Here is a 17,436-nt window from a genome sequence, read left to right on the forward strand (position 1 = left end):
GGGCTGCCGGTGAACAGATTGCGGTTCAGGATGAGAATCCCGCCTTGGCGGCGGCTTTTGCGCGCCTCTTGGAAGAACGGGGAACTGCTAAGCTAAGCGACATTATCGCATCTTCTGATGTCCCCATTGGTGAATGGGATCGGATGTTCAGTGTCGAGTCGCCCATCTCCAGTGACAGCCTCAACAGGAAACTTGGGACGCGGGGAGTCCAATTGTCCGGGCTGAATACAGACTCCGATTCCATGACGCAGGTCTTCCTCAGTAGAGGAAAGGTGATATACGCATACGAGGACAAAATGCCGCGCTACAGCGTAGCAAGGGGTCATGCCGAGCCGGGCTCACTTGTAAGCCCTCAGTCGCACGCAGTCAAAGAGGTCGGGGGGGGCGAACGGACAGTCTGGTATCTAACGATCGAAGGATTCTCGTAATCGCCTGCCCGACTTCGCCCATTCGTCGAAATTCGTTGCAGTCGGTAGTGAGCCACCGACTTCATTTATGTGCCGACCTGGTCGGGTTTGTGTAGGTGGCGGCGCGATCACGCAGACCACGCCATCGAAGACGGATTGATACATCACACCGATGCCGGCCTCGCGGGATAGATTTCGTACCACGCGCCGGGCCGATCTGGTCGCGCCGTGACCGTGCTGACCTGATGCGATGTGACACCACGGGCTTGGCCGGTCGCGCTCGACGAGACAGGTTTGCGATACTCACGAACTCGCGCTCATGTGTCACAACCCGGGCTCCCACACCGAAAAGTGCCGGGTGACGAGGACTCTCATCACCGGCACTTTTCGATGGATTACGCGGAAGCCGCGTACGCCGGACGACCGATGGTCGCTTCGACCACCGGTTCGATCGCGTAGGCCAGGATGTCGGCCACGTCGGCGACGGGGCGAACATCCAGGGCGGCAAGGACTTCGGCCGGGACCTCGTCCAGATCCGGTTCGTTGCGGGCCGGGATGAAGACGGTCTTCAGTCCCGCTCGCTGGGCGGCGAGCAGTTTCTGTTTGACCCCGCCGATGGGCAGCACCCGACCGTTGAGTGTGACCTCACCGGTCATACCGACATCACCGCGCACCTGCCTGCCCAATGCCAGCGACACCAGGGCGGTCACCATGGTGACACCGGCGGACGGTCCATCCTTGGGCACCGCGCCCGCAGGGAAGTGGATGTGGATGTTGCGGTCGAGCATCGACGGTTCGATGCCGATCTCCTCCAGGTGCGAGCGCACGTAGGTCAGCGCGATCTGCGCGGATTCCTTCATGACGTCACCCAGTTGACCGGTGAGGGTCAGCGCGCGCTCACCCTCGGTGGCATTGGCCTCGATGTAGAGGACATCGCCACCCGCGCCGGTGACGGCGAGGCCGGTCGCCACACCGGGCACCGCCGTGCGTTCCGCCGAATCCGGGGTGAAGCGCGGCCGTCCCAGGTACTCCTTCAGATCTCCGAGGCCGATCGTCAGGGTGTCTGCGATCGCCGCGGATACCACCGTACCGGTGCCGGGTTCATTTCCGGACATTTGTTCGGTTTCGTACCCGAGTCCGGAATCGTAGCCGAGTTCGTCTCCGTCGCCGGTTCCTGCGGCCACCGTGTCCTCGACTCCGGACAGCCGTGTCGCCGCCTTGCGCAATGCCTTCGCGATCAGCCGTTCCATCTGCCGCACACCGGCTTCCCTGGTGTAGTTCGCGGCGATCTCGCGCAGCGCCTCCTCGGTGATCGACACCTCGTCGACGGTCAGCGCGTTGCGTTCCAACTGCCGTGGCACCAGGAAGTCACGGGCGATGGCCACCTTGTCATCCTCGGTGTAGCCGTCGACGGTGATCAATTCCATCCGGTCCAGCAGCGGGCCGGGAATGGTGTCCATGACATTGGCGGTCGCGATGAACAGCACATCGGACAGGTCGAGATCCAGGTCGAGGTAGTGGTCGCGGAACGTGTGGTTCTGCGCCGGGTCGAGCACCTCGAGCAGCGCCGCCGCGGGATCGCCGCGGAAATCGGAGCCGACCTTGTCGATCTCGTCCAGCAGGACGACGGGATTCATCGAACCCGCCTCCTTGATGGCGCGCACGATCCGGCCCGGCAGCGCGCCGACGTAGGTGCGCCGGTGTCCGCGGATCTCCGCCTCGTCGCGCACACCGCCGAGAGCGACACGCACGAACTCGCGGCCGAGCGACCGCGCCACGGATTCACCGAGCGAGGTCTTACCGACGCCGGGCGGGCCGACGAGGACGAGCACCGCGCCGGAACCGCGTCCGCCGACGACCTCCAGCCCTCGCTGGGCACGCCGCGCACGCACCGCCAGGTACTCGACCATGCGGTCCTTGACCTCTTCCAGGCCGTGGTGATCGGCGTCGAGTACCGCGCGCGCGGCCGCGACATCGGTGTTGTCTGTGGTCTTCACCGCCCAAGGCAATTCCAGGACGGTGTCCAGCCAGGTGCGGATCCAGCCCGATTCCGGGCTCTGATCGCTGGCGCGTTCCAGCCTGCCGACCTCGCGCAGCGCCGCCTCCCGGATCTCACCGGGCAGATCGGCCTGTTCGACGCGGGTGCGGTAGTCGTCGGCGCCGTCCGGCTCGTCCTCACCGAGTTCCTTGCGGATGGCGTTGAGTTGCTGGCGCAGCAGGAATTCACGCTGGCTTTTCTCCAGCCCCTCGCGCACGTCGTCGCTGATCTTCTCGGTGACCTCGGCCTCGGCGATATGGGCCTTCGTCCACTCGATCAAGGTGGTCAGACGCTGGATCACATCGGGGGTTTCCAGCAGTTCACGCTTCTGATCAGCGGTCAGGTACGGCGCGTAGCCCGCGGTGTCGGCGACGGCCGACGGATCGGTCAGCTGATTGACCGCGTCGATGATCTGCCAGGCCTCGCGCCGCTGAAGGACCGAGACGACGAGTTTCTTGTATTCGACGGCGAGTTCGGTGGTGCGCCCGTCGGCGGGCGGAATCTCGACCGGCTCGGCCTCGACCCACAGCGCCGCACCCGGTCCGGTGACCCCGTGTCCGATCTTCGCGCGCCGTTCGGCCTTCAATACGGCCGCGGGCGCGCCGCCGCGCATCCGTCCGACCTGTTCGATGGTGGCGACGACGCCGTAGGTGGCGTAGCCCTCCGTCAGCCGGGGCGCGAGCAAGACCGCCGAGGTCTTGGCGGCCTGCGCGGCGTCGATGGCGGCCTGCGCGGATTCGTCCAGTTCGATGGGCACGACCATGCCCGGCAGCACGATCGGATCGGTCAGGAACAGCACCGGCAAATTCTGAGGTGTAGTCACGTGTTCGGCCCTTCTGAAAGTTGAGCGACGCCTACTCAACCCCACCTCCGGCCGGTTTGTTCCACCTGCCGGGGGTTCGCTCACAGCGAAGGGATCCCGGCGCTCAGCCGATGCGGATCAGTTTCTTGTTGACGAACTCATCGATGCCGTAGCGGCCGAGTTCACGGCCGAAGCCGGATCGCTTGACGCCGCCGAACGGCAATTCGACCCCCTCGGCGCCGACCGCGTTGACGAACACCATTCCCGCCTCGATCCTGTCCGCGACGCGGCGGGCCTGGTCCTCGTCGGTGGTGTACACGTAGGAGCCGAGGCCGAACGGCGTGTCGTTGGCCAGCTCGACGGCCTCGTCCTCCCCCGCCACCCGGTAGACCGCGGCGACCGGGCCGAACAATTCCTCGCGGTAGTCGGCGGGCAGGTTGGTGAGCACCCCCGGCGGGTAGTAGGCGCCGTCGCGGCGGCCCTCGGTGACGAGATCGGCGCCCGCGGCCACGGCTCGCCCGATCTGGTTCTCCAGACGCTCGGCGGCCGCGGTGGACGACAACGGTCCCAGATCGGCCGACTTGCGCAGCACCCGCGTGGTGAATTTGTCCAGGAACTCGTCGTAGATGTCGTCGGCGACGATGAAACGTTTGGCGGCGTTGCAGGCTTGGCCGGTGTTCTCGAACCGGCCGCCGACCGCCGCGTCGACGGTCGCTTCGAGGTTGTCGGAACTCAGGACGATGAACGGGTCGGAGCCACCGAGTTCGAGGACGACCTTCTTGAGGTTTCGGCCCGCGATCTCGGCGACGGCCGCGCCCGCCCGCTCGGAACCGGTGAGCGAAACTCCCTGCACGCGCGGGTCGGCGATGATCTCGGCGACCTGTTCGTTGGTGGCGTAGATATTGACGTAGGCGCCGTGCGGGAAGCCCGCGTCGAGAAAGATCTGTTGCAACGCGGCGGCCGACTCGGGGCACTGCGGCGCGTGTTTGAGCAGGATGGTGTTGCCGAGGGTCAGGTTCGGCCCGGCGAAGCGAGCGACCTGGTAGTACGGGTAGTTCCAGGGCATGATCCCGAGCAGGACACCGACCGGGGAACGCCGGATCAGCGCCGATCCGTCGCCGTCGAGCAGGGTGATCGGCTCGTCGGCGAGGAACTTCTCGGCATTGTCGGCGTAGTAGTTGTAGATCGCCGCGCTGAACTCGACTTCGGCGGCGGAACGGTCGAGCCGTTTGCCCATCTCCCGATTGATGATGCGTGCCAGTTCGTCCTTGCGCTCGGTGTGCAGCCGGGCGACGCGACGGATCGATGCCGCCCGCTCGGCAACCGTCGTGGCACGGCCCCATTCACGGTGAGCCGCCGCGGCGGCGGTGATGGCGTCCTCGATCTGCGCGGCCGTCGCCGTCGGATATTCCTCGACCACTTCACCGGTCGATGGATCGGTAACCGCGTACAGGCTCATGGGTCGTATTCCTTTCAACGGCGATCGGCGACTGCTTGACTTGTCGAGGCACACTGTCGTAGGTGTCTGCCATGGGTCGACGACGCGGTCGGAGTGACCGGGTACGCACGCATACCTGGGCCGTACTGCGCGGCAGACGGGAATCGGTGCCACTGATTAGATGCCAGTACGCGCACATTCAGTAGTCGGCGCGCCCGGCGTGGTCGAAGTGATTCCAGCGGGAGGTCTCGCGTCAGGTGGTGACCGGTCTTGCGGCGACGGTGCGGTGCGGCGGGTCCGACCGGGCACGGGAGACCCTCGGACAGGCACGTTGATCGATCCCGAAAAAATATTCGGGAATTCGTGCGCCGGGGATGTCGAGAACGCTCGACCGGCTCCGTCCCAGGGGTACGAACGGGCTCGACGACACCGAATCAAGGAGCGACCATGCAACCGAACGAGATCACCACCGTCCTGAACCTCCCGATCAGCCGGGAACTCCTGGCCCGCGACCTGCTGCGCATGGCCTACGTCGCCAAGGACGGCACTCCCCGCACTATCCCGATCGGCTTCACCTGGAACGGCTCGCACATCGTGGTCTGCACCTCGAAGAACGCCCCGAAGCTGCACGCCCTGCGCCACAATCCCCAGGTCGCGTTGACGATCGATACCGAGGTACACCCACCCCAGATGCTGCTCATCCGCGGCCGCGCCGAACTGGACGTGGTCGACGGCATCCCGGCCGAATATCTCCAGATGAACGGCAGCTACGTCATGACCCCCGAGCAGCGCGTCGAATGGGAGGCCGAGGTCCACTCGCTCTACGACGGCATGGTCCGGATCGTCATCACCCCGACCTGGGCCAAACTCATCGACTTCGACACCACCCTGCCCAGCCCGGTCGAGGAACTGATCCGGCAGCGGGCCGAACGTCAGCACGCCTGAACCGAATCCGGCCGGAATCGGCCACAACGAACCGAGGAGTACACCATGGCCAAATACCTGCTGCTCAAGCACTACCGGGGCGCGCCGCCTTCGGTCAACGACGTGCCGATGGATCGCTGGACGCCGGAGGAGGTGACGACCCACGTGCAATACATGGAGGATTTCGTCGCGCGTCTGCAAGCGACCGGTGAGTACGTCGACAGTCAGGCGCTGTCCACGCAGGGCACGTTCGTCCGTTCCGATGGCGAAGGACGTCCTCCGGTCACCGACGGCCCGTTCGCGGAGACCAAGGACCTGATCGCGGGTTGGATGGTCATCGACGTCGAGACCTACGAACGGGCGCTCGAACTGGCGGGTGACCTGTCCGCGGCTCCCGGCGCGGGCGGGAAACCGGTCCAGGAATGGCTGGAGTTGCGACCGTTCTACACCGAATTGCCCACGGTCACCGAGTGAACGAATCGCTGCTGCGCGAACTCGTGCCCGCGGTGATCGGCATCCTCGTCCGTCGCGGAGCCGATTTCGCCGCGGCCGAGGACGCGGTGCAGGAAGCGCTGATCCGGGCGCTGGAAACGTGGCCGGACGATCCACCGCGCGACGCCAAGGGATGGCTCGTCGCCGCCGCGTGGCACAAATTCGTCGATTCCGTCCGCGCCGAGACATCGCGGCGCGGAAGGGAACTCGCCATCGAGGTCGAGCCGCCCGCCGGTCCGGTGCCCGCCGGCGACGACACGCTGTGGCTGTACTTCCTGTGCGCGCATCCCTCGCTGTCCCCCGGGTCGGCCGTCGCGTTGACCTTGCGCGCCGTCGGCGGCCTGACGACCCGGCAGATAGCCACGGCCTATCTCGTTCCGGAAGCGACCATGGCGCAACGGATCAGCCGGGCCAAGCGACGGATCACGGGCCTGCCGCTCGACCGGCCCGGCGACCTCGCGACGGTGCTGCGCGTGCTCTACCTCGTCTTCAACGAGGGCTACGGCGGGGATATCGACCTCGCGGCCGAGGCCATCCGCCTCACCCGCCAACTCGCCGCCACCACCGACGACCCCGAGGTCTCCGGCCTGCTCGCGTTGATGCTGCTGCATCATGCCCGCCGCGCGTCACGCACCGGCCCCGGCGGTCGTCTGGTGCCGCTCGCTAAACAGGACCGATCCCGTTGGGACACCGCCCTCATCGCCGAAGGTGTGATGATTCTGCAAACCGCGTTGGCCCGCGACCGGCTGGGCGAATACCAGACCCAGGCCGCGATAGCCGCCCTGCACGCCGATGCCCCGAGCACCGCCGAAACCGACTGGGTACAGATCGTGGAGTGGTACGACGAACTGCTGGTCTTCACCGACGGCCCGGTCGTCCGACTGAACCGCGCGGTGGCGGTCGGCGAGGCCGACGGACCCCTGGCCGGAATCGCCGCACTGTCCGAACTAGACCCGGACCTGCCCCGCCACACCGCCGCCCGCGCCTACCTCCTCGAACGCGCGGGCGATCTCGAGCAGGCCGCCGACCTGTACGCCGAAGCGTCGCGGGCTGCGACCACGGTGCCCGAGCGTGACCATCTCACCCGCGAGGCCGCCCGGGTGCGGCAGTCGCTTCGGTCCTGAGTTCGGTTGTCCAGCAGCCTCACCAAAGAGTTGGGTGTCTTCACGGCCACTTCACGATGCCTGCTCTGCACGGTCAGCGACGTGAAGCACATATTGCGGATGGTCGGGTAGACGAGCCGCACCACTTCGGCCGTCACGGTACGAAATATCCGGCACCCACCGGTATCGCCGGGAATCGTCATGTGGATCAACGGGTTCCGAGCACGACTGCCAGGAACCCGCGGAATCTGAGCCGTCACATCTCGATATCGATCTTCTCGATCCGCGCATAACCGTCGAAGTCGACCGTAGCCCTGATTCCCGGTGCGGTGATCACAACCTGCGACCACTCCGTATTCCATTGCAGCCCGAGCCCGCGCTTGGACGCGTAACTGTGGATCGCCCGACGATGATCGGACAGGGTCGGCATCATCGCCCCCTGTTGCAGGACAGTCGCGATCCGCGGCCCCACCGGCGCCGGCAACTGGAACGACGGATGCTCGATGACGAACGCCGCGCGCGTCCCCCCGCCGACCGGCCCGTTGTACGAGGTCCACAACCCCGACACCGCCTTCGCCACGTCCATGAAAATGGCCACCACCGACGCCGGATCATCCACCCCACCCGGTAGCGCGGCGAACGGCACCTCCGGCTCCGTCAACTCCGGAATCCCGTGCTGCGCCCCGAAATCCCGCAGCGACGCCGCCAACCCCGTCACCGCCTCCGGATACCCGGCCGGATTCGCCCACGCCCACAACCACGACCGAGGCCCCGGCGCCGCCGACCCCAGCAGATGCACCCGATCAGCCACAATCGGCTCATCCCCGGTGAACGTGAACCGCCCCTGCCCTTTCAGATCGACATGCCAGCCCCGATCCCCCGTCACATCCACCAGATGCAACTGATGCTCCAACGACAGAAACGCCGCATCGTCCAACAGGTTCGCCAACGTCACATCGGACATTTCATTTCCCTCCCCGGCCGCACCCCAACGGCGGCCTCCTAGCCTCGATAAGCGTACTTCCAGCGGTCTGCGCGATTCCCACCCGAGCGTCTCCCGACGGCCAGCAGTATCGCGCACGCCACCGATTGTCAGCAGGTCGCCGTCCATCATTTACCGGGTCCGGGATCGCCACCTTCGAGGATCGCCTGCATCCATCCGGGTATGTGCTTCTGCGTTCTAGGAAATAGTTCGAGTTCCCTGCGAATATCATTCGCGTCGGGAGCCAGCTGTAATTCTTGTGCGCCACGGTTGTATTCGATCGAGTATTCGTCTGCAAAAGACATCGTGAACTTGACTTCGAGCCAGGTGCCTCGTTCGGGACGGGCCATCATCTGTCTGAGATATTCGAAAAGTTCCGAGACATCAGTGCTCGGTACCCAAGGGTATGGAACGTCGGCATTGACGAGGTAGGCAAAGCCGGAGCAGCCTCCGAAATCATTCTCACCGACTCGCTGATAGTGGAGTATCAGATGCTCCCAGCAGAATGGTCCGACGACCAGCAGACGTGCCACTATCCGATCGAGGACATCGGATTCCGAAACGAATCCGGAGACAGGAGTGATAATTCGATCGATCGCCTTATCGGGGCCGGTCATGTCAGCAACTCCCGTAGCCATTTTTGTACGAACTGCGGATCGCGAGGGTATAGAGCTATATCGCGCCGCCATTCAGAGGGATCGATCGGATTTTCAAAGGCCGGGTCATTATCGAAATCGAAGATCACGAACTCTTGTCTGGGCGCAGTGAGATAGAAGCGAGCAGCGAACCAAGTACCCTCACCAGGCTTATACATAGTGCTACGCAATTCTTGCAACGCCAGCTCCACTGGCTCGGGAACATCGAGCGATCTGAGTTCAGGTTCGTGCCAGGCACCCCAGAGCGTCAACTCCGTTGCATCGCCGACCGACATGTACATCAGGTCGAGCCTGAGCCAGTCCGGTGGTGCCGCCTCCACCATGGCGTCCCAGATGAGCCGAAAGAGTTCATCTTGGCGGGCGTCCGCCGACTCACGGGACATTATCGAAACTCCTCACTTCAAGTTCTCCGTCAGTATTACCCGTCGGTCGGACCAGGTATCGAGCGTGCAGCCTGTCGGGGGTTACCACGTCCGCTGTGACTCGCTCAGCGAACACATCAACCCTGACCACATCGGCGTCCGGCGATCTTCCGAGTGCCGCCTGGTTGCTTTCCATTCGTCGCCAGGAGTTCACGGTCGGACGTCCGTCACGTTTCCATCCACTGTTCTCATACGCCCACTGGGGTACATGGTTGATCCTCTCCCCAGGTCCGCCAGCTTCGTATGGAATCAAATGTCCGCCGGCAAAGCGATACAGTTCCGGCGGCTGGCCCGGATGGAGACTCGCGTCATACTCGCCAGGAAGGTACGTTCCGTGCCTGTCTCTTCCTCCTCCGGCGATATTGCCGACATCGGTTTGCAGATCTGTCGGTCCACCCAGGCCTCTGCGTGGACCGAAGTAGTCCTCCGCGCGAGTCCCTGATGGTGCATATGTGGGAATTCCCGTCGCAGCGACGGTGTCACCGTGTTCGTCGGTACGGAAGAGTTGACGTGGTTGTCGTGGATCGAACCCGTGGTGCTCGAGATGTCGCGGACCTACCGCAAACGTAGTGTCCGGGCTCGGAACCTCCATAGTCGCGTCCCATGTGGCACCAGTCCCTAGTTCCGGGTTGAAACCGTGCTCCTGATTCCCCGACCAGGTGTGAATATGGCTGAAGCGGCCGTTCGCATCGGTGTAGAAGGTGCCATGCCAGTTTCCGTCGGTGTCGTAGACGTCGTATCGAGTGCAGGGCTCGCGGGGCTGAGTGAGCGAGAACGGTCCCTGAGCATCTGTGTCATACTCGGTGATTGGTTCCGCGTTTCGATACTGACCATCTTCATTCCCGGGCGGGTCCCAGTCCACAGCAGGCGGAATCGGCCCAGCACGGAATGCGTCGAAACGGTCAGCAGGTGCAGACTCTGTCCACGGCGCGTTGTCAGGGGCATCTTCTCGATCCGGGCTCGAATCCGGCTCAGTTCGTGGAGTTTCCGACTCCGGTACGCCCGCTGCTCGGTAGGTTTGCACGCCCCCACCCACCGGATCGGTGACCCGATAGGTCACCCCGGGCTCCGGCCGACTGATATTGGGATTCGAGCCGACAGAACCGATTTGCCGAGTGTGTCCGGTGTTCTGAGAGACCAGATCCGCATGTGTGATGTTGCCGTTCGCATCTGTGTAGAAGGTGCCGATCGGCGTGCTGTTCGTATCCGCGACGACCATGCGGGAGTTCGGCTGCATCTGCGGCGTTCCATTCAGATCCGCCACCCTCGTGCCCGGCGGTACCGCCATCGGGACAGCGGGGAGTGGGCTGCCGTCCTCATTGCTTGGCGGATTCCACTCTGCGCCCTGCTGGGGAAATAGATCCCGGCCCGCAGAATCCCTGCGCGGAGGGACAATCCGTGCGCGGTCGACAGCACTGGCGGAGTCGATGGATTTAGGCGTGGTGGTGCCGGACGGCTGGTAGCCGGGTCCGGCGGACGTACTTGTGCCGTTGGGGTGGTGGGTTTGCCATTGGCCGTCGGGTGGGACGCGGGGGGTGCGGGTGCCGTCGGGGTTGGTGACGGCGGCGGCGCTGAAGATGTTGCCGTTGCTGTCGGTCCAGGCGGCTCGGGTGGGGGCCAGGACGTCGACGCCGAGGTTTTGGGCGAGGCGTTGGGCGAAGCCGTTGGTGGCTGCGTCGCAGCCGATGAGGCGGACGGGGGTGACGCCGTCCCAGCCGGAGCGGCGTAGTAGGTCGCCGTATTGCTCGGGAGTGAGGGTGTGGTCGCCGATGCGGGCGTAGCCGTCGGGGGTGATGTGGGTGTCGGCGGTGAAGCGGGTGGGGTCGGCGGGGACTCGGTGTGGGAGGTCGCCCATGGTGGGGTCGCCGCGGTGGTGGGAGACGCCTGCGGGGGTTTGTTCGGCGTGCTGGTTGTGGATGGCGTCGAGATCGACGTCGGTGTCGAGGTCTGGATCGGTGTCGAGGTCGAGGTCGAGGTCGGTATCGACGTCGGGATTGGTGTCAACGTCGACGTCAGCATCGGTGTTGGTGTCGGTGACGCGGTTGGTATCGATATCGGAATCGGCGGGTGGGATGTCGATTTCGGTGTCGAGGGTGGTGGGCGGTGTGTGTTGCTCGGCCCAGGATGGTTCGATCGCACCGGTGAATCGGGCGTTGTCGATGGCGCTGCCGATGTGGTGGATGTCGGCGGGGGTGAGGGCGGGGTCGGATTCCGGGGAGAGGCCGAGGGCTCTGCGGATCAGATTGCCGAGGTCTTTGAGGGTCGGTCGGGTGTCGGCGTCGATGGTGAGGTCGGCGGTGGTCGGGTCGGCGGTGGGGACGACGTCGACCATGAGCCAGTCACCGAGCGGGAATTGATTGCCCTGGTTGAAGGTGACGTCGGTGGCCAGCTGGGTGTTGTCGGTGACGGTGGTGACGGCCGCGGGCGGGGTTGTCGGTGACGCGGTGACGGCGGCGTCGATGCGTACGACCTGGACGGGTTGGCCGAGGGCGTTCGGGTAGTTCGCGTTGCGGAACGAGCCGCCCTGCGGGGGAGTCACTCGGAGGGCGTGGTTGCCGTCGGGGGTCAGTGGGCGCAGCGATTCGCGGGCCTGGCGAGCGCGGGTGGCGTTGTCCACATCCTGCGGAGTGAGCGGGTGGCCTGTGGATGGATGTGCGTGATCGGCGGTAGGTGAATGCCGGGACGGTTGCGTCGGATGTGCGGACGAGCCGGGAGGGTTCGTCGTGGTGGCTGGCACGGACTCGGCGCGGTTCGGCGTGCCAGTGACGGTCGGCGTGCCGGTACCGGTTGGGGTGCTAGTGCTGTTCGGCGTACCGGCGCTGGTCGGAGTGCCAGTGCCGTGCGGGGTGTCGAAGCGGGTCGGCGTACCCGTGGCGTCCGGTGTACCAGCGCTGGTTGAAGTGCCAGGGCTGGTAGGCGTGCCACTACTGGTTGGAGTGCCGTTTCTCGGGGGCGACTCGGTATCGGCGGCGGTTCTCGGACGACCCATGTCGGTAGGTGAGTTAGCGGTGGGTGTGGACCGCAGCGGTGTGACGTCGCTTCGTGTGGGCGATGTCGGAGATTGCGATCCGGCGTTGCCTGCTTGTGGACTCTGGGTGGCTCGAGTTGCCGGTGTGACGTAGGAGGGGGCGGGCGGCGGTCGGTGGGGCGCGTTTGTCATCTGCGCTGTGGATGGTTGTGGAGAACGCGAGGTCGCTGGGCTGGCGGGAGTGCCGACCGGCGGGACACCCGTGGTCGGACTGTTCGGCGTGTTCGGTGTCGCCGGGGCCGCGTTGGTGGGTGCCGGGGTCGGTGAGGTGGCCGTCGGTGTCGCGGTGGCCGCGTTCGCGGTGGCCGCGTTCGCGGTGGTGGTGGCGGTCGACGCGGGTTGTTGCTCGGTGTCGGTGGCAACGTTCGGGGAGACCGAGGGCGATGTCGTGCCGGGGGTGGCTACATTCGTCGAGGTGCCCGCATTCGATATGCCGGGAGTGGCGGGGCCGGTCGTCGGGTTGCTGCTCGGGGCAGCCGGGGTCGACGTCGGTGTTCCGGTCGACGTCTGTGACGGGTTCTGTTGGGCGGGGGTCGAATCGGACCGGTCTGTCGAGGCGGGCTGGTTCGTGGACGGGGATTCGGTGGAAGGCAGATCCAGGGACGACGGAGTCGGCGACGTTCCGGGTTGCGCGGGGCTGCCGGACGGGGTGGCGGGGTCGGTCGGTGTGGCCGGTTGGCCTGTGTTCGGCGTGCCGGTGTCGGGCTGACTGGTCGTCGGGCCGGGGCCGCCCGGCGCGGTCGGGACGGATCCCGATGGACTGGAATCGCTGGGAGAAGCGTTGCTGGAGCTTCCAGCGGCTGGGTCGTGGGCTGGCTGGGAGCGGTGGTTGGTGCGTTCGATGGGCTGGAATCGCCGGGTGTGCTGGGTGAACCGGTATCCGTGGGAGGGGCCGATGGGACCGGAGCGGCGGGCGTTTCGGTTGTCGGCGCACCGGTGGCGGGGCTGCCGCTGGAATTCGCGTCACCGGGCGTGTTCGGTGTTCCGGCGTTCGCGGGACCGCCCGTGGAGGGGTTTTCGCCGCCGGAAGGACCGGTCGGAGCGGGACTGCTGTCGCCTGCACTGGGCGTCGCGCCCGTCGATGGACTACCACCGTCGGGGTGTCCGGAGCTCGTGCTGCCCGAGGACGGGGCGTCGCCCGACGTGGCGGGAGCGGTCGGTGACGCCGGTTCCCCCGGCGTTCCGGAACCGCTCGGCGAACCCGAACTGCCCGGAGTCCCGGACCCACTCGATGAATCAGAACCATTGGGAGTCCCGGACTCATTCGGCGACCCCGTACCACCAGGAGACCCGGACCCACTCGATGAATCAGAAGCACCAGGACTCCCAGACCCACTCGGCGAATCCGAACCGCCAGGAGACCCGGACCCACTCGGGTTCCCAGCCTCGCTCGGGGTGTCATTGCCGGACGGCGTCCCGTTCCCACCCGGGACTCACTACCGGACGGCGTCCCATTCCCCGCGCCGGACGCGGAATCACCCGCAGCCGCAGGAGAAGTCAGTGAACCCGTCGCGGAATCCCCGGTAGACGCAGGCGCGGTCGGCGAACCCGTCCCACTCGGCGAACCCGTCCCACTCGGCGAACCACTCCCACTCGGCGAACCACTACCGTCACTCGACGCCGGGTCTCCCCCAGCCGACGCCGGAGCGGTCGGCGACCCCGCCCCACCCAGATCCGGAACCGTCGGCGCGGGCGACCCACTGTTCCCGTGGCTCCCCGATTCCATCGCACTCTGCACGCCACCCGCACCGGCGCTGGTGAAGGTATCCACCCCGATGTCGAGATTGAAGTCCTCCCCATCAGCGCCGACGCCGCCCCGGCGGAAGCCACCTGCGCGGACAGATCGGCACCCAACTCCGTGGCCGCCCCCGACACCGACTTGGTCACGAACTTGCTCACCGGGTTGGTGACCGCGTCCCCCACACCGCCAAGCGTCGAGCCGAGACCACCGCCGACAGCGCCACCCACCGCGCCGCCGAATGTCGCCAACCCCAGATCCGCCCACCCGAATTTGTCGCCGGACCGATTCCCCTGGCCCACCTGGATCAGGCGGGCGGCCAGATCGATACCGCCCTCTTCCAGCGCCTCGAAGGCCGCGCCCCGCAACGCCGCCCGCGCCGCCGCCTTCATCAAGCCGCGCGTGACCATGCGTGAGATCAACTGCCTGATCGCCATCCGCACGCCGACTTGCGCCGCGACCCGGGCCGCGACCCCCGCGGCCGCGCCCACCCCCGTCCACGATGTCGCGATGGCGGCGCCGATCTCCACCGCCGCGACGACCATCGTGCCGATGATCACCAGTTTCGTGTGCTCGATGTCGTTGGCGCCGTCGTCGAGCAGTTCCGCCTGTACGTTGCACCACTTGGCGATCGAGGTGAACGCCGCCTGGTCGCCCGACAGCAGCAGATCCCTATAGGTCGCGATCGCGTCGTGGGTCTCGCCGGCGGACAGCGCCGACAGTGCCGCGGTCAAGGCCCGGCCCGCGTCCTCGTCGACGGTGTCCAGCGTCGACCCCATCGCCGACCACGCGTCCGCCGCTCGCCGCATGGCGGTCTCGTCACCTTCGGGCCAATCACCCGTGCCCAGAATGTATTTCGCTACCCACTGCAACGAGTCCGGGATCTCGATACCCATGACAGATCTAGGTTTCGGTCGACTGCTTCAACTGCGCGGCCCGCGCCGTGTCCTGTTCTGTCAATTTGTCGGCGATCGTCACCATATTCGTGCCGACCTGCGTCATCGACGTGGCGAGATTCCCGACCGCCTTCTTGCCGGGTTCCACACCGGGGGTGTAGTTCTCGGCGAATTTCTGGCCGATCTCGTCACCGCCCCAGCATTCGCCTTCGGCGGCGAGTACGGCGGCCAATTTCTCGGCGGCGCCGGTGATCGCGGAGGCGACCGAATCGAACGACGTCCTGGTTGAGCGCAACGCGTCCGGGTCGGCTTGGATCGAACTCACCGCAGATACCCCTGATTCCGGTAATAGTCATCGTCGTCGTCCTCGGCCGCCGGTGCCGGTGGGGGCGGCGGTGTCCGGTCGACGGGCGGCGGAACGAACCGCGCCAGTAGATCTTTCGTGGCGGGTGCGCCGGGGATCAGATCGGGCAGGTCCGGCATGGCGGCCGCCGCGTCGGTCAACGGCGCGAGCGCCTCCTCCTGTATGCGCGCGGCCGCTCGCCCAGCGTCCCGCACCGTTTCGGTGATCACCACCCCGAGCTTCTCGGGGCTGGACCGTTTGAAAGCGTCCGGCTCGAGGTGCACTTCGATGACGCCCGCGATATTCGCGGTCACCCGCACCAGATTGTCGGCGGACCACACCGTCACCGGTTCGGTCGCCCTCGCCTGCGCCGTTTCCAACGCGGAGATATCGCGTTCGTAGGAATTCAGCATCTGCTCGATCTGGTTGCGCAGCGCGGCATTCCCGGCCCGCGTGATCTCCGGATGTTCCTCGACCATCACCGGTCCCCTCGCACGATCCGCCATCGAGTTGATTGGACGTGCGGACCACCGAATCGAATCCTCTTTATGCGATAAGTCTCTTTTGTTCAGATTGGCTATCACCGAAGCGGGCGGGGCGTTCGATGAGCGCGCAGGCACTGGGAGACCGGACCGGACGACCTGTGGATACCCGCGTTGACACTCCCATCAGGCCAATGAGACTGTGAGGACCTCGCAACTCGGGTCGGCCGCACTAGGGGGATTCCAGGATGACCACACTCGCCTCGGGCGTGTTCATCGATTGGGAGGGCCTGACCAGGCAGAGCAAATTCGTGGTGGATCTGATCACGTTCCCGATCTTCAGCGCGCTGGCGGGCTGGCTGACCAACTGGACCGGCGTGCTGATGCTGTTCTGGCCGGTGCGGTTCCGCGGGGTGCGGATCCCGGGACTGGCGGTGCTCTACCCGTACTTTCCGCGGCGGGTGCAGGTGCTGCCGACGTTCTCCGGTGACGGGCGGCGACTGGGTTTCCAAGGTTTCATCCCGGCGCGCGCGGAGAAGATGGCGAGCATCTGCGTCGACAAGGCGCTCATGCGCATCGGAAGTCCCAAGGATTTCATCCACGAACTCGATCTGGACGGAATCTCCGACTACCTCGCGACACTGGCTCGCGGACAGGTGACCTCGATCGTCGACGAGATCATGTACCGGGAGAATCCCGATCTGTGGCGTTCGGTGCCAAAACAGGTCAAGCAGGTCATCTATCAGCGGGTGAACCGGCAGTTGCCGCAGCTGACCCGGCGCGCGTTCGACAGCCTCGGCGACAATATCGATCAGTTGGTCGATATCAAGAGTTTCGTCATCAGGTATCTGCACGAGAATCCGAACATCCTGAAGGATCTCACCACCACGATCGCCGCGCCGGAGTTGAAATTCATGGTGCGGATCGGCCTGCTGGGCGGGCCGTTCGGCCTGATCATGGCGCTGTATCTGCATGTGCACCACAGCATTCCCGTCATCGGCTGGCTGCCCGCCTGGGTGATCGTGCTCGCGAGCGCGGCGGCGATCGGCGTCGCGGTCAATGTGATCGCGGTCAAGATGGTCTTCGAGCCGGGCGATCCGCAGCCGCGCTACAAATATCTGTGGAAGCAGGCGCTGCTGGCCAAACGCCAGTCGCAGGCGGCGGTCGATCTGGCGCATATCCTGGCCTATCAGGTGCTCACGCTGCCCAATCTGTCGCACGAATTGCTGAACGGCCCCAATGGCGACAAGACCCGCCAGCTGATCGAGCGCCTCGTCTCCGACGAGATCCACCGGCAACTGGGCCCGACGACCTCGATGGTGCGCGCCGCGTTCGGAAAGCGGCAGTTCGACAATCTGAAGGTGGGCGCGGCGGGCGCGGCGGTGGGTCTGGCCCCGAGCATGGTGCAGGACGAGGAGTTCGCGCTGGAGCAGGCCAAGACGATCGATGAATTCGCCGCACGCAAATTGCAGCTGCTCAGCCCCGGGGAGTTCATGGAGATGTTCTATGCCTCGGTCGAACAGGACGCCTGGCTGCTCTACCTGCACGGTGCGGTACTCGGCCTGGTGGTCGGCGCGTCCCATCTGGTGATCTTCGGCTGGTAGAGCGCCGATCCGAGGCGGCTTCCGCGACGCGCACGAAAACAAGCGGGCGTGCTTGCATTTTTTCCGGCCGGGGTGCGATGC

Annotated in this window: 14 protein-coding genes; 5 read left to right on the forward strand and 9 right to left on the reverse strand. The window is 65.7% G+C overall.

Going from position 1 to position 17,436, the window contains the following annotated elements:
• Positions 1-802: 802 nt before the first annotated feature.
• Both lon and OG225_RS33930 read right to left on the reverse strand, forming a co-directional pair.
• Complete coding sequence (gene lon / locus OG225_RS33925) at positions 803-3,268, reverse strand: endopeptidase La (RefSeq protein ID WP_405178880.1); 2,466 nt, start codon at positions 3,266-3,268, stop codon at positions 803-805.
• 103 nt (positions 3,269-3,371) lie between these two features.
• Positions 3,372-4,706: an NAD-dependent succinate-semialdehyde dehydrogenase gene (locus tag OG225_RS33930; protein ID WP_405178881.1), complete on the reverse strand. Its 1,335-nt coding sequence runs from the start codon at positions 4,704-4,706 to the stop codon at positions 3,372-3,374.
• 426 nt (positions 4,707-5,132) lie between these two features.
• On the opposite strand from OG225_RS33930, the gene OG225_RS33935 reads away from it, so the two are divergent.
• Genes OG225_RS33935 through OG225_RS33945 form a run of 3 tightly spaced genes read left to right on the forward strand, consistent with a single transcriptional unit; the run spans position 5,133 to position 7,225 of the window.
• Positions 5,133-5,630 carry a pyridoxamine 5'-phosphate oxidase family protein gene (locus OG225_RS33935; RefSeq protein WP_405178882.1) on the forward strand — a complete coding sequence of 166 codons (498 nt, stop codon included), beginning with the start codon at positions 5,133-5,135 and terminating at the stop codon, positions 5,628-5,630.
• A 45-nt stretch (positions 5,631-5,675) separates the two neighbouring features.
• Entirely contained in the window at positions 5,676-6,083 is a 408-nt protein-coding gene (locus OG225_RS33940) for a YciI family protein (RefSeq protein WP_216915015.1), read from the forward strand.
• The gene (locus tag OG225_RS33945; RefSeq protein WP_405178883.1) at positions 6,080-7,225 is read left to right on the forward strand and encodes an RNA polymerase sigma factor; all 1,146 of its coding nucleotides are present in this window, start codon (positions 6,080-6,082) and stop codon (positions 7,223-7,225) included. The genes OG225_RS33940 and OG225_RS33945 overlap by 4 nt, the downstream gene beginning before the upstream one ends.
• Before the next feature lie 235 nt (positions 7,226-7,460).
• On the opposite strand, the gene OG225_RS33950 is transcribed toward OG225_RS33945, so the two are convergent.
• From OG225_RS33950 to OG225_RS33965, 4 genes are read right to left on the reverse strand one after another with little or no spacing between them, the layout of a single operon-like run.
• Positions 7,461-8,318 (reverse strand): DUF6882 domain-containing protein, encoded by an 858-nt coding sequence (locus tag OG225_RS33950; RefSeq protein WP_405178884.1) that lies wholly within the window; start codon positions 8,316-8,318, stop codon positions 7,461-7,463.
• The gene (locus OG225_RS33955) at positions 8,315-8,803 is read right to left on the reverse strand and encodes a hypothetical protein (RefSeq protein WP_405178885.1); all 489 of its coding nucleotides are present in this window, start codon (positions 8,801-8,803) and stop codon (positions 8,315-8,317) included. Before OG225_RS33955 ends, OG225_RS33950 begins: the two co-directional genes overlap by 4 nt.
• Positions 8,800-9,225: a hypothetical protein gene (locus tag OG225_RS33960; protein ID WP_405178886.1), complete on the reverse strand. Its 426-nt coding sequence runs from the start codon at positions 9,223-9,225 to the stop codon at positions 8,800-8,802. The genes OG225_RS33955 and OG225_RS33960 overlap by 4 nt, the downstream gene beginning before the upstream one ends.
• Positions 9,215-11,596: a hypothetical protein gene (locus OG225_RS33965; RefSeq protein WP_405178887.1), complete on the reverse strand. Its 2,382-nt coding sequence runs from the start codon at positions 11,594-11,596 to the stop codon at positions 9,215-9,217. Before OG225_RS33965 ends, OG225_RS33960 begins: the two co-directional genes overlap by 11 nt.
• An 835-nt stretch (positions 11,597-12,431) precedes the next feature.
• Between OG225_RS33965 and OG225_RS33970 the strand changes: the two genes are divergently transcribed.
• A complete protein-coding gene (locus OG225_RS33970; protein ID WP_405178888.1) occupies positions 12,432-13,001 on the forward strand; it encodes a hypothetical protein in 570 nt (189 codons plus the stop codon).
• A gap of 788 nt (positions 13,002-13,789) precedes the next feature.
• Here OG225_RS33970 and OG225_RS33975 read toward each other — a convergent pair.
• Genes OG225_RS33975 through OG225_RS33985 form a run of 3 tightly spaced genes read right to left on the reverse strand, consistent with a single transcriptional unit; the run spans position 13,790 to position 15,775 of the window.
• Complete coding sequence (locus OG225_RS33975) at positions 13,790-14,926, reverse strand: hypothetical protein (RefSeq protein WP_405178889.1); 1,137 nt, start codon at positions 14,924-14,926, stop codon at positions 13,790-13,792.
• A gap of 7 nt (positions 14,927-14,933) precedes the next feature.
• On the reverse strand, positions 14,934-15,251 hold the full coding sequence (locus OG225_RS33980; RefSeq protein ID WP_405178890.1) for a WXG100 family type VII secretion target: 318 nt from the start codon (positions 15,249-15,251) through the stop codon (positions 14,934-14,936).
• On the reverse strand, positions 15,248-15,775 hold the full coding sequence (locus OG225_RS33985) for a YbaB/EbfC family nucleoid-associated protein (RefSeq protein WP_405178891.1): 528 nt from the start codon (positions 15,773-15,775) through the stop codon (positions 15,248-15,250). The genes OG225_RS33980 and OG225_RS33985 overlap by 4 nt, the downstream gene beginning before the upstream one ends.
• Positions 15,776-15,999: 224 nt before the next feature.
• On the opposite strand from OG225_RS33985, the gene OG225_RS33990 reads away from it, so the two are divergent.
• Positions 16,000-17,355, forward strand: coding sequence for a hypothetical protein (locus tag OG225_RS33990; protein WP_405178892.1), 1,356 nt, complete (start codon positions 16,000-16,002; stop codon positions 17,353-17,355).
• Positions 17,356-17,436 lie beyond the last annotated feature (81 nt).

Source organism: Nocardia sp. NBC_01377 (genome assembly GCF_045040005.1).
Classification (GTDB): domain Bacteria; phylum Actinomycetota; class Actinomycetes; order Mycobacteriales; family Mycobacteriaceae; genus Nocardia; species Nocardia noduli.

Excerpts from the sequence above, each read along its gene's own strand:
- OG225_RS33930 (WP_405178881.1), bottom strand. The coding sequence starts at position 4,706 with ATGAGCCTGTACGCGGTTACCGATCCATCGACCGGTGAAGTGGTCGAG.
- OG225_RS33935 (WP_405178882.1), top strand. The coding sequence starts at position 5,133 with ATGCAACCGAACGAGATCACCACCGTCCTGAACCTCCCGATCAGCCGG.
- OG225_RS33940 (WP_216915015.1), top strand. The coding sequence starts at position 5,676 with ATGGCCAAATACCTGCTGCTCAAGCACTACCGGGGCGCGCCGCCTTCG.
- OG225_RS33950 (WP_405178884.1), bottom strand. The coding sequence starts at position 8,318 with ATGATGGACGGCGACCTGCTGACAATCGGTGGCGTGCGCGATACTGCT.
- OG225_RS33955 (WP_405178885.1), bottom strand. The coding sequence starts at position 8,803 with ATGACCGGCCCCGATAAGGCGATCGATCGAATTATCACTCCTGTCTCC.
- OG225_RS33960 (WP_405178886.1), bottom strand. The coding sequence starts at position 9,225 with ATGTCCCGTGAGTCGGCGGACGCCCGCCAAGATGAACTCTTTCGGCTC.
- OG225_RS33965 (WP_405178887.1), bottom strand. The coding sequence starts at position 11,596 with ATGGTCGACGTCGTCCCCACCGCCGACCCGACCACCGCCGACCTCACC.
- OG225_RS33975 (WP_405178889.1), bottom strand. The coding sequence starts at position 14,926 with ATGGGTATCGAGATCCCGGACTCGTTGCAGTGGGTAGCGAAATACATT.
- OG225_RS33985 (WP_405178891.1), bottom strand. The coding sequence starts at position 15,775 with ATGGCGGATCGTGCGAGGGGACCGGTGATGGTCGAGGAACATCCGGAG.
- OG225_RS33990 (WP_405178892.1), top strand. The coding sequence starts at position 16,000 with ATGACCACACTCGCCTCGGGCGTGTTCATCGATTGGGAGGGCCTGACC.